General features: G+C 66.4%; 9 protein-coding genes. 8 read left to right on the forward strand and 1 reads right to left on the reverse strand.

The annotated features are described in order from the left end of the window. Nucleotides 1-2: 2 nt before the first annotated feature. The 8 genes from atpD (at nucleotide 3) to H4P35_RS01895 (ending at nucleotide 10,629) form a co-directional block, all read left to right on the forward strand. Nucleotides 3-1,403: a F0F1 ATP synthase subunit beta gene (gene atpD, locus H4P35_RS01860; protein WP_054455184.1), complete on the forward strand. Its 1,401-nt coding sequence runs from the start codon at nucleotides 3-5 to the stop codon at nucleotides 1,401-1,403. 9 nt (nucleotides 1,404-1,412) lie between these two features. After that, on the forward strand, nucleotides 1,413-1,838 hold the full coding sequence (locus H4P35_RS01865; protein WP_056327609.1) for a F0F1 ATP synthase subunit epsilon: 426 nt from the start codon (nucleotides 1,413-1,415) through the stop codon (nucleotides 1,836-1,838). A 192-nt stretch (nucleotides 1,839-2,030) separates the two neighbouring features. After that, nucleotides 2,031-2,942, forward strand: a complete 912-nt coding sequence (locus H4P35_RS01870) for a helix-turn-helix domain-containing protein (protein WP_226847821.1) — start codon at nucleotides 2,031-2,033, stop codon at nucleotides 2,940-2,942. A 129-nt stretch (nucleotides 2,943-3,071) separates the two neighbouring features. Beyond that, on the forward strand, nucleotides 3,072-4,145 hold the full coding sequence (gene hemE, locus H4P35_RS01875; RefSeq protein WP_108697056.1) for a uroporphyrinogen decarboxylase: 1,074 nt from the start codon (nucleotides 3,072-3,074) through the stop codon (nucleotides 4,143-4,145). Between the two features lie 336 nt (nucleotides 4,146-4,481). Continuing rightward, nucleotides 4,482-6,587, forward strand: a complete 2,106-nt coding sequence (locus H4P35_RS01880) for a primosomal protein N' (RefSeq protein WP_226847823.1) — start codon at nucleotides 4,482-4,484, stop codon at nucleotides 6,585-6,587. Nucleotides 6,588-6,894: 307 nt separating this feature from the next. Beyond that, nucleotides 6,895-8,958 (forward strand): UvrD-helicase domain-containing protein, encoded by a 2,064-nt coding sequence (locus H4P35_RS01885; protein WP_226847825.1) that lies wholly within the window; start codon nucleotides 6,895-6,897, stop codon nucleotides 8,956-8,958. A 73-nt stretch (nucleotides 8,959-9,031) separates the two neighbouring features. Continuing rightward, a complete protein-coding gene (locus H4P35_RS01890) occupies nucleotides 9,032-9,886 on the forward strand; it encodes a class II glutamine amidotransferase (protein WP_063955405.1) in 855 nt (284 codons plus the stop codon). 125 nt (nucleotides 9,887-10,011) lie between these two features. Further along, complete coding sequence (locus tag H4P35_RS01895; RefSeq protein ID WP_062840111.1) at nucleotides 10,012-10,629, forward strand: hypothetical protein; 618 nt, start codon at nucleotides 10,012-10,014, stop codon at nucleotides 10,627-10,629. Between the two features lie 76 nt (nucleotides 10,630-10,705). Here the strand turns inward: H4P35_RS01895 and dapD are convergent, their stop codons facing one another. Beyond that, nucleotides 10,706-11,683, reverse strand: a complete 978-nt coding sequence (gene dapD, locus H4P35_RS01900) for a 2,3,4,5-tetrahydropyridine-2,6-dicarboxylate N-succinyltransferase (RefSeq protein WP_226847827.1) — start codon at nucleotides 11,681-11,683, stop codon at nucleotides 10,706-10,708. Between the last annotated feature and the right edge of the window lie 541 nt (nucleotides 11,684-12,224).

Below are 12,224 nucleotides of genomic sequence, written 5' to 3' on the forward strand. Positions count from 1 at the left end.
ACATGAGCAACGGAACCATCGTTCAGTGCATCGGCGCCGTGGTGGATATTCAGTTCCCCCGCGATCAAATGCCCAAGATCTATGAAGCGCTTACTCTGGCCGACGAGGGTTCCTCGTTCGCCGAAAAGGGTCTGACGCTGGAAGTGCAGCAACAGCTGGGCGACGGCGTGGTGCGTACCATTGCGCTGGGCTCCAGCGACGGCCTGCGCCGCGGCATGAAGGTCACCGGCACGGGCGCCCCGATCTCGGTGCCCGTCGGCACCGGCACGCTGGGCCGCATCATGGACGTGCTGGGTCGTCCCATCGACGAAGCCGGCCCGATCCAGCACGACGAAAAGCGTGGTATCCACCAAGCCGCTCCCCGTTTCGACGAACTGTCGCCGTCGGTGGAACTGCTGGAAACCGGCATCAAGGTTATTGACTTGGTGTGCCCGTTCGCCAAGGGCGGCAAGGTCGGCCTGTTCGGCGGCGCCGGCGTGGGCAAGACCGTGAACATGATGGAACTCATCAACAACATCGCCAAGCAGCACAGCGGTTTGTCGGTGTTTGCCGGCGTGGGTGAGCGTACCCGTGAAGGCAACGACTTCTACCACGAAATGGAAGAGTCGAACGTTCTGGACAAGGTCGCGATGGTGTTCGGTCAGATGAACGAACCCCCCGGCAACCGTCTGCGCGTGGCGCTGACCGGCCTGACGATGGCCGAGAAGTTCCGTGACGAAGGCCGCGACATCCTGTTCTTCGTGGACAACATCTACCGCTACACGCTGGCCGGTACCGAAGTGTCCGCACTGCTGGGCCGTATGCCGTCCGCCGTGGGTTACCAGCCCACGCTGGCCGAGGAAATGGGCAAGCTGCAAGAGCGCATCACCTCGACCAAGACCGGCTCGATCACCTCGATCCAGGCCGTGTACGTCCCTGCGGACGACTTGACCGACCCGTCGCCTGCCACGACCTTCCAGCATTTGGACTCGACCGTCGTGCTGTCGCGTGACATCGCCGCACTGGGTATCTACCCGGCCGTGGACCCGCTGGACTCGTCCAGCCGTCAGCTCGACCCGCAAGTCGTCGGCGAAGAGCACTACGCCGTGGCCCGTGGCGTGCAGCAGACGCTGCAGCGCTACAAGGAACTGCGCGACATCATCGCGATTCTGGGCATGGACGAACTGTCGCCGGAAGACAAGCAGGCCGTGGCCCGCGCGCGTAAGATCCAGCGCTTCCTGTCGCAGCCGTTCCACGTCGCCGAAGTGTTCACCGGTTCGCCCGGCAAGTACGTTCCGCTGGCCGAAACCATCCGTGGTTTCAAGATGATCGTCAACGGCGAGTGCGATGCCCTGCCGGAACAGGCGTTCTACATGGTCGGTTCGATCGACGAGGCCTTCGAGAAGGCCAAGAAACTGCAATAAGGAACCGATATGGCTACCCTGCATGTGGATGTGGTCAGCGCAGAGGAAGCGATCTTCACCGGTGAGGCGAAGTTCGTGGTTCTGCCTGGCGAGTCGGGTGAACTGGGCATTCTGCCCGGCCACACCCCGCTGATCTCGCGCATACGCCCCGGAACGGTCAAGATCGTTCGTGCCGACCAAGGCGAGGAAAACATCTTCGTCGCCGGGGGTATCCTGGAAGTTCAGCCGGGCAGCGTGACGGTTCTGGCCGACACGGCTATCCGTGCCGCCGACCTCGACGAAGCCCGCGCCCTGGAAGCGCGCCAGAAGGCCGAACTGGCCCTGGCCAACGCCAAGGACAAGGCTGACATCGCTGTCGTCGAAGCCGAGCTCGCCATGCTGGCTGCACAAGCCATCGCGGCGCGCAAGCTGCGCCAAGGCGGCCGCTCGCACTAAGCGGCAACGCGGTTCTCCGGGCTTGCCCCGGACACGAAAGAAGCGGCCCCCGGGCCGCTTTTTTCATGGGGGTGCGAAACTGCGAAACCCATGCGGACGCCCCGTCACGGCCAGCCGCAATGCGTTCACTACGAATAGTCGCGGCGGTGTTGCAACAGTAGCCTTCAGTTTTGCGATGCAAACGAGGAAGGCATGCGAGACGTGCTGGATTGCGGGGTGCTGATGGCGCCCGATCATGAAACGACGATGGGCGCCTGGGTCGCAGGCCATCAGGGCAGGGTGACGCGCGTGCGGCTGCATGCGGTGTCCCTGGCGCCGCCGCCGGACTCCCTCGCCCGGCAGTCGCTGTCGCTGCGGCGTTACGACGCCTGCATCCTGCCCGTGGCGCCGGGGTCGCTGGCGTGGGCCCGCATGGCCCTGCAGCAAGCCCGCAGCACGCTCTCCACCCCCATTCTGCTGCTGATCCACGACGTGAAGGCGCCAGCGATTCTCGATCTGCTCAGCTTGGGCGCGGCCGATTTCATCGGCCAGCCGGTGTGCCTGGAAAGCCTGCGCGTAAGGCTGGTTCGCCTTGCCCGCCGCAGCGCCTGGCCGGGCGCCGGCGCGACGGGCGGGGTCCATGAGCGCCAGGCCAGCTATCTGAGCGCTGACGCGCCGACGGGCGGCGCGTCAGCGCTCGCCGGGCAACGCTTCTCCGACGCCGGCGAGCTTGAGCGCGCGCCGCTCTCGCATCACGCTTCCCACGCATTGCTCGGGCGTCATGCGCCTCATGCGCACCACCCGTCTGTCGGGCACCACGCGGCGTCCGCGCGGCCCAGGGTGGCCGTCGATGTCATCGAACACGCCTTGAGCAGCATGCGCCACCAATACCGCCGGGGCGCGCCAGAGACCTTTCGCGCGGCAAAGGCGCAGGTTGTGAACGGATTCGAGCGCGAATACATCCGCCATGCGCTGTCGCGCCACGGGGGCAACGTGGCCCAGGCAGCGCGCGCGTGCGCCAAGCACCGGCGGGCCTTCTGGGCGCTGATGCGCAAACACGGGATAGAAGCCGCGCCGTACCGCCAGGCCGCGCAGGCGGCCGCGCGGCTGCACGAATGCGCCTGAGGCGGCATCGGCGCCAACCCGTCCCCCGGCCGCCGCCCATTGCGCGCGCGCAACCCCGCTGAACAGGGCGCGGCGCGCCTTGTCAGCCAGGGGAAGTAAACTCACGGCTTCCGATCATCGAGGTTAGCCGTGTCCGCTCCCCGTTTGAAGAACGATGTGTTCTTGCGCGCCCTGATGCGCGAACCAGTGCCATATACCCCCATCTGGCTGATGCGCCAGGCGGGCCGCTATCTGCCCGAGTACCGTGAGACGCGCGCGCGTGCGGGCTCGTTCATGGGCCTGGCGCAGAATCCGGACTTTGCCTCGGAAGTCACGCTGCAGCCGTTGGAACGCTATGACCTGGACGCGGCCATCCTGTTCTCGGACATCCTGACCGTGCCGCACGCGATGGGTCTGGGGCTGGACTTCGCCGAAGGCGAAGGCCCGCGGTTTGCGCATCCCATCCGCACCGAAGAGGACGTCGCGCGCCTGGCGGTGCCCGACATGGACAAGCTGCGCTACGTGTTCGACGCGGTCAGCACCATCCGGCGCGATCTTGACGGCAAGGTGCCGCTGATCGGTTTTGCCGGCAGCCCCTGGACCATCGCCTGCTACATGGTTGAAGGCAAGGGCAGCGACGACTACCGCCTCATCAAGACCCTGCTGTACTCGCGCCCGGATCTGCTTCATCGCATCCTCGAGATCAACGCCGAAGCCACCCTGCAATACCTGAATGGCCAGATCGCCGCGGGCGCTCAGGCCGTCATGCTGTTCGACAGCTGGGGCGGTGTGCTGGCCGATGGCCTCTTTCAGCAGTTCTCGCTGGCCTACACGAAGAAGGTCGTGGCGGGACTGACCCGCGAGCACGAAGGCCGGCGCGTGCCCGTCATCGTGTTCACGAAGGGCGGCGGCCAATGGCTTGAAGATATCGCGGCCTGTGGCAGCGATGCCGTGGGCCTGGACTGGACGGTGGACCTGGCGGCGGCCCGCCGGCGCACCGGGGATTCGGTTGCGTTCCAGGGCAACCTGGATCCGATGGCGCTCTTTGGTGGCGCCAGCGCCATCCGCAAAGAGGCGCGCCGGGTGCTGGACGCGTTTGGACCGGTGGGCAAGGGCGGCCATGTGTTCAATCTGGGGCATGGCATTTCCCGCTTCACTCCGCCAGAAGCGGTAGCTGAATTGGTCGATGAAGTCCACCAACACAGCCGCGCCCTGCACGCGTAAGTAAGTGAACGCTTCGGCCCCAAGGGCCGAAGCAAGCAGGCCGCGAAGGCGACTTGTGCACAATAAATTCGGCCTCGGGGAAAACCCTTCCCAAGCTGGCTTACATTCTTGAAACCGGCCTCAAGTGCCTGTTTTATATCGGAAAATGTCGCTTATCAACAGGGATGCAATAGTTTGTGCATTCTTGCCATATTCCATTTTCCGATGTTGCTCTTGCCTTTTCCCCAAAGTTATCCACAGGCGTCGGTGGATCAATGACGTCCGGGCAGGCGACAATCGTCCCATGCCGCGCCTGGCGCTTCTCATCCTTTCGGCTAATCCTATTTCAGTAGATGAATGTCCCCCGATTCCCTGCCTGACGCGCAAGTAAAGCCCGACTCCTCAGCGGTGTGCTGGGTTCGCGTCGCGCTGGACGTGCCGTTGCCCGGCCCGTTTGATTACCGCAGCGATGCGCCGATCGCCGTGGGCCTGCGGGTGATCGTTCCGTTCGGCCGGCGCAAGATGATTGGGGTGGTCGTCGACAATCCCGCCGAACCTTCTTTCGAGCCCAAACAGATCCGGCCCATCGAGGCGGTGCTGGACGATCTGCCGCCGTTCGACGAGGCGTGGTTGCGCATGGCGCGCTTTGCCGCCGACTACTATCAGCGGCCCCTGGGTGAGGTGATGCTGCCCACGCTGCCGCCGCCGCTGCGCAAGCCCACGTCCTATCAGGGCAAGCGGTCCGGGGAAGGGCCCGTGGCGCGCATGGATGCGCGCAAGCGCAAGACCGTGCGCGCGCCGGCCACGCCCGACCAGCCGCCCGCGCTGAATGACGCGCAGGAAGCCGCGGTGCAAGCCATTGCCGCGCTGGACGGATTCAAGCCGGTGCTGCTGCATGGCGTGACGGGAAGCGGCAAGACCGAGGTCTACCTGCGTGCCGCCGAACAGGTCCTGGCGGCGGGGCGGCAGGTGCTGTTGCTTGTCCCGGAAATCAACCTGACGCCGCAGCTTGAGGCCGCGCTGCGGGCGCGCCTGGAGTCGCTGGTCGGATCCGAGGGGCTGGCGGTCATGCACAGCGGCCTGTCCGACGGCGAGCGGCTGCAGGCCTGGACCCGCGCCCATCGCGGACAAGCCCGCATGCTGCTGGGCACGCGCATGTCGATCTTCGCGCCGCTGACGCAGCTGGGGCTGATCGTGGTCGACGAAGAACACGATGCGTCCTACAAGCAGCAGGACGGACTGCGTTATTCGGCGCGCGACCTGGCCGTGTGGCGCGCTCATGATCTGAACATCCCGGTCGTGCTGGGCTCGGCCACGCCGTCGCTGGAGACCTGGCAGCACGCCGAGCGCGGCCGCTACCTGCGCCTGACGCTGCCGGGCCGCGCCCGATCCAGCGAACTGCCCAAGATCCGGCTGGTGGACACGCGCCGCCTGCAAATGAAGCAAGGCCTGTCGCCGCAGCTCGTCGAGGCCATCGGCCAGCGGCTCGAGCGCAAGGAACAGGTGCTGATCTTCCTGAACCGGCGCGGCTATTCGCCCGTCCTGCACTGCCAGTCCTGCGCCTGGGTCAGCAACTGCCCGCGCTGCACGGCCTTTACCGTGCTGCATCGCACCGATGGCCGCGGCCATCGCCTGCAGTGCCATCACTGCGGTTACCAGGCTCCCGTGCCGCGCGCCTGCCCCGAATGCGGCGACCAGGACTTGGCGCCGATGGGCCGCGGCACCCAGCGTGTCGAGGAACACCTGGCCGAACTCTTTCCCGAGGCGCGCATCCTGCGCATCGACGCCGACAGCACACGCAAGAAGGGCAGTGCCGAGGCGCTGTTCGCGTCCGTGCACGCCGGCGAGGTCGACATTCTGGTGGGCACGCAGATGGTGGCCAAGGGCCACGACTTTGCGCGGCTGGGACTGGTGGGCGTGCTGAACGCGGATTCGATGCTGTTCGCCCATGATTTCCGCGCGCCCGAGCGCCTCTTTGCGCAACTGATGCAGGTGGCTGGCCGCGCGGGCCGCCACCAGGGCAACGGAGAAGTCCTGATTCAGACCGGCTACCCCGAGCAGCCGGTGTACCAGGCCCTGCTGCGCCACGATTACGCCGGATTCGCGCGCCACGCGCTGCACGAGCGCGAAAGCACCGGGCTTCCGCCCTTCGTTTATCAGGCGCTGCTGACCGCCGAAGCGCGCGAGCTCAAGGTGGCCCAGGCGTTCCTGGAGCAGGCGCGCGTGCTGCCCGAGGGCGAGTGGGCCGTTGATTTTCCGGGCATGGACGCGATCATGCTGTATGACCCCGTGCCGCTGCGCGTGGTCCGCGTGGCCAACATCGAGCGGGCCCAACTGCTGGCTGAAAGCAGCAGCCGGCCGGCCCTGCAGGCGTTTCTGGCTTCGTGGTCGCACCACCTGCCTTATCTGGCCAACGAGGCGCGCGTGCGCTGGCAACTGGAAGTCGATCCGCTGGAAATCTGATCGGCGGTGAAGCGGGACGCTCGGGCGATAGGGCGCTGCGGCAACAGTTCGCCGCTGCGACGATGCTCCGGTGTTGGCGCACCTGCGGCCACGCGGGGCGCTTCTACGGCCACCCGCCGATGCGCCATCGACCCGATTGTTCTATGATCGTCTTCCTCTATCGCACCGGCGCGGCAGACCCGCTGCGGCGGCTGCGCCCGTCCCCTTTTTCTCGCGTTTTTCCGGCCCATTGACGGGCAGCGGCAGGCCCCTTGCTTGCCGGCTGTCCTGGCATGGCCGCCGCGACGCATGACGATCTGAATCTCCAATGTCCGCAAGCGAACCGATTGGCCACGGCATGAATCCCGCGCAGCGGGAGGCGACGCTTTACCTGGACGGCCCCTGCCTGGTCCTGGCGGGCGCCGGCAGCGGCAAGACGCGCGTCATCACGCAGAAGATCGCGTATCTGCTGCGCGAATGCGGCTACATGGGCCGCAACGTGGTGGCGCTGACCTTCACCAACAAGGCCGCGCGCGAAATGGACGAGCGCGTGAAGACGCTGGTGGACCGCAAGCTGTCCAAGGGCCTGATCATCAGCACCTTTCACTCGCTGGGCGTGAAGATGCTGCGCGAAGAAGCGCGCAACGCCGGCCTGAAGCCCACGTTCTCCATCCTGGATGCCGACGACGCCATGTCGATCATCCAGGAACTGCTGGCGACCACCGACAAGGCCCGCCTGCGCCACGTGCAGGGCATCATCTCGCTGTGGAAGAACGCGCTGATGGAGCCGGACGACGCCGCGCGTGAAGCCATCACCCCGGGCGACGTCGAAGCCGCCAACGTCTATCGCAGCTATGCCGCCACGCTGGCCGCCTATCAGGCCGTCGACTTCGACGACCTGATCCGCATTCCCGCGCAGCTGCTGGCCAGCAACGAAGAAGTGCGCACCCGCTGGCAGAACCGCGTGCGCTACCTGCTGGTCGATGAGTACCAGGACACCAACGTGTGCCAGTACCGGCTGGTGCAATTGCTGACGGGCCCGCGCGCCATGTTCACCGCGGTGGGCGACGATGACCAGGCCATCTATGCCTGGCGCGGCGCCACCATCGAGAACCTGGCCAAGCTGACTACCGACTACCCCAACATCAAGCTCATCAAGCTTGAGCAGAACTACCGCTCGGTGCAGCGCATCCTGGCGGCGGCCAACCAGGTCATCGAAAAGAACCCCAAGCTCTTCGAGAAAAAACTGTGGTCCGAGCTGGGCGTGGGCGAACCCATCACGGTGGCGGCCATGGATGGCGAGGAACAGGAGGCCGAGTCCATCGCCATGAAGGTGTCGGCGGCACGCTTTGAACGCCAGGCCCAGTGGAAGGATTTCGCCATCCTGTACCGCAGCAATCATCAGTCGCGCATCCTGGAACAGGCGCTGCGCAACCTGAAGATCCCGTACACGATTTCCGGGGGCCAGAGCTTTTTCGACAAGGCGGAAGTGCGCGACATCCTGGCGTATCTGCGCGTGCTGGCCAACGACGACGACGATCCTGCCTTCATCCGCGCGGCAACCACGCCCAAGCGCGGCATCGGCCAGGCCACGCTGCAGGCGCTGGGCCAGTACGCGGCCAGCCGGGAACTGTCGCTGCTTGCCGCCGTGGCCGAGACCGGCCTCGAAAGCGTGCTCGGGCCCCGCCAGCTTGAACAGCTGCGCACGTTTGCCGAATTCATCCGCCGCATGCAGTGGCGCGCCGGCCGCGGCGCGGCCTCGGGCAAGGACGCGGCGCCCGCGGAACCGGCCGGCGCGATTCTCGACGACCTGCTCGAAGCCATTCAGTACGAGCGCCACCTGTTCGAGCTCTTCGAGGAACGGCCCGCGCAGACGCGCTGGCAGAACGTGCTCGAGCTGACCGGCTGGCTCAAGCGCAAGGCCGAGGAAGACAACATGACGCTCTTTGACCTGGTGCAGCATGTCGCCTTGGTCACCATGCTGGAGCGTGGCGAGGAAGAAGAACCCGACGCCGTGAAGATGTCGACGCTGCACGCCTCCAAGGGCCTGGAGTATCCGCACGTGTACCTGGCGGGCGTCGAAGAAGGCCTGCTGCCTCACCTGGGCAAGGACGACGAAGTCGGCGACCCGGCGCGTGCCGCCGAAAACCTGGCCACCCGCATCCAGGAAGAACGGCGACTGATGTATGTCGGCATCACGCGCGCGCAGCGCAGCCTGCACCTGAGCTGGTGCAAGCGCCGCCGCCGTGCGCGCGAAGACCTGGTGCGCGAGCCCTCCCGCTTCATCGAGGAGATGGGACTGGGCGACGTGCGCATCCAGGAAGACGACGCGACGGCCGCCATGAGCCCCAAGGAGCGCATGGCCATGCTGAAGGCGCTGCTGAACAAATAGGGCCGGCGGCGCGGGCTTGAAGAAAGCCCTGCCTCGCTCCTACACTGGCCTGTCCGGATCGAAGGAGCGCATCATGTGCCGTTGGCTGGCTTATACCGGTAGTCCCCTGCAGATGGAGAGCGTGCTGTTCAAGGCCAAGCACTCGCTCATCGAGCAGAGCCTGCATTCGCGCCTGGGCGCCACCACCACGAACGGGGACGGGTTCGGGCTGGGGTGGTACAGCCGCGCCATCGAAGGCCGGCCCGCCGAGCCACCCTTTCGCTACCGCAGCGTGCATCCCGCCTGGAACGACCGCAACCTGCGCGAGGCGGCGCGCGCCATCCATGCGCCGCTTTTCGTCGCGCACATCCGCGCCGCCACCGATACCCCCGCGCAGGAAACCAACTGCCACCCCTTCCGCCACGGGCACTGGCTGTTCGTGCACAACGGCCTCATCCGCGACTATCCGCTGTTGCGGCGCGATCTGATGCTGATGATCGCGCCCGGCTATTTCGGGTCGCTGGAAGGCTCCACGGATTCCGAGGTGATGTTTCTCTTGGCCCTTACGTTCGGCCTGGACGACGATCCCATCGCGGCCATCGCCCGCATGGTGGGCGCCGTCGAGGAAGCCGGCCGGCGTCACGGCGTGGCGCATCCCATCAACATGACGGTGTGCGCGTTGGACGGCGAACGTCTCATCGCCGTGCGCTATTCCAGCGAAAGCGACTCGCGCACGCTGTTTCACAACACCTGCGTGCGCCACCTGCGCGAACTCTATCCCGACAACGCGCAGATCGCCGCCATGGACGACGACGCCTTCCTGCTGCTGTCCGAGCCCCTGTCGGACATGGCGGGCGTCTGGGAAGAGGTGCCCGAGTCCACGGCGATCATCGCGGGACGCGGCAACGTGCAGCACTTCCGGTTTGCGCCGATTCCGCCGGGCGAGTGATCTGCGTCGAAAGTGCGGGAATTGGGGTCATCAAGCACGTATTTCGCATATGGGCGAGAATACGGCTCGCAAGACATTGCGACGTCCTGGGCCGCGAGAGCACCCCAATCCAATCAGGAAGTTGCATGACAGATAGCCAAACCCCGCAGGCCATAGACGCATTCGCGGTGTTTACGCGCACGGGGCGCGCCCCGGATTGCTTTGAATTGCACGAAAAAGGCGTAGTCGCCCAGGAAGGCGGCGCCCGCTGCTACACCGCGTTCGCGGACATCCACGACCTCTGCCTGTACGCCAGCCGCCCGGACGCGGCCGCGGCTCCCGCCGACAGCCTGGCGTTTCGCAGCGCCCCGCAAGGCGCTTGGACCACCGCCGACGGCGTCGACGATTTCCCCGCCTTCATGGACGCCTTCCGCGCGCAGTACGTGGCGCAGCGCCTGCCGGTGCTGGAAGCGCTGCAGGCGCAAGGCGCGCGCGTCGCGTTCCGCTATATCGCGGGCGGCGCCTTCCCCGACCTTAAAACGCGCGAGCTGTCCCTGTCCGCGCAAGGCCTGCATATCGACGGCGCCACGTGGCCCTACGAGTCGCTGCAGCCCATCGATCTGGACGATTGGACCGACACGGTCACCCTGCAGGACGACAACGGCGAGACGGTCTTCACGTGCCGTGTCGCGAACATCCTGAGTTCCGACCTCTTTGTAAACCTGGTCTACGACCGGTTGGGGCAGACGGCGCAATACGCCTGACGCCGGGCGCCGGCCCGGCAAGCCGATCGCGCCACGCTTCGCAAGATATGGCCGCCGGGGGGCGGCCATGATTCATTCAATGCCCCGAATGCAGGGCAGGATTCAACGTGCCCCAGGCCGCGGTGCGCACCAGCGCCTCCACCGCGCCCGTCTGCGAGTTGCGGCGGAACAGCAGCCCATGCTGGCCCGCCAGCGACACCGCCTTCACGACGGCCCCTTCCGGCGTCAGCACCCGCGTGCCGGCCGTGACATAGCAGCCGGCTTCGACCACGCAGTCATCGCCCAGCGAAATGCCCAGGCCGGAATTGGCGCCCAGCAGGCAACGCTTGCCAATCGACACCACCTGCTTGCCGCCGCCCGACATGGTGCCCATGATCGACGCGCCGCCGCCGATGTCAGTGCCATCGTCCACGATCACGCCCGCGCTGATGCGGCCTTCGACCATGGACGCACCCAGCGTGCCAGCGTTGAAATTGCAAAACCCTTCATGCAGCACGGTGGTGCCCGGCGACAGGTGCGCGCCCAGCCGCACACGCGCCGTGTCCGCGATGCGCACGCCGCTCGCCACGACGTAATCGGTCATGCGCGGGATCTTGTCCACGCCGCGAATTTCCAGCACCTGCCCGGTGGCGCGCAGGTGCCAGCGCAACGCGTCCACCTGTTCCACCGCACAAGGCCCCGCCGAGGTCCACGCGACGTTGGCCAGCACCCCAAACAACCCATCCAGATTGGCGCCGTGCGGCCGGATGAGCCGATGGCTGAGCAGATGCAGCCGCAGATAGGCATCGTGCGCATCGACGGGCGGCTCATCCAGCGACGCAATCGCGGTCCGCACGGCGACGATATCCACCTTGCGGCGGGTGTCCCGGACGAGCGCGGTGGCAACGTGCTCGCCGAGGGCGGCGCGCGCTTCTTCCGGCGTTAAGTGACGCGTTCCCGTGGGCGGGGCGTTATCGGCGAGCGAGGGCCGCGGATACCAGGTGTCTAGGATGGTGCCGTCGGCGGCTAACGTTGCCAGGCCGTAGGCGATGGCGCTTGTGGGGGGGGCGGACATGACGGGTGACGATTGATGGCGATTTTGGTGGGCGACATTCTAGGCGAATGGGGGTGGATGCTGGTGGTATTTGGTTGGTGGCGCTTTTGTCTACGGATGTGGGTTGCGACGGTCTTCGTAGGTCGCCCGACGCCGCGGTCACCGTGGGCACGATCGCCCACGATTGCGGTCCGGAGCCTTCGCTTCGGACTGCCCCTTCGTCATCTTCGTCCAGGCCTTCGGCCTTCCCTTCAGATTCCCTCGGGCGCATCGACGGCGCTCGCACCCACGGTGCCCGCGACGCCGTGCTGCGAGGGTCTTTGGTATGTGGCGCTGTAAGACCTGTGGTCAGGGAAGGGGATTTGCGGGGCCGCCGAATTGCTGCCGCCCGGGCGGCGGCAATCGGCATCGGGTCGGTGGGACGTCGTGGCGGTGTGCGCTTGCGCGCTGGCAGAGGGTTGTTAGCTAATGGGCCGCCGTCACGGGGGGAGGGGCGGTGATGGGCGGCGCGGCGACGGGTCGCCACAGCTTGCCGACCCGTACGCGCCGCCCATCGGGCACT

Source organism: Achromobacter sp. 77 (assembly GCF_020541125.1).
In the GTDB taxonomy this organism is placed as follows: domain Bacteria; phylum Pseudomonadota; class Gammaproteobacteria; order Burkholderiales; family Burkholderiaceae_B; genus Achromobacter; species Achromobacter mucicolens.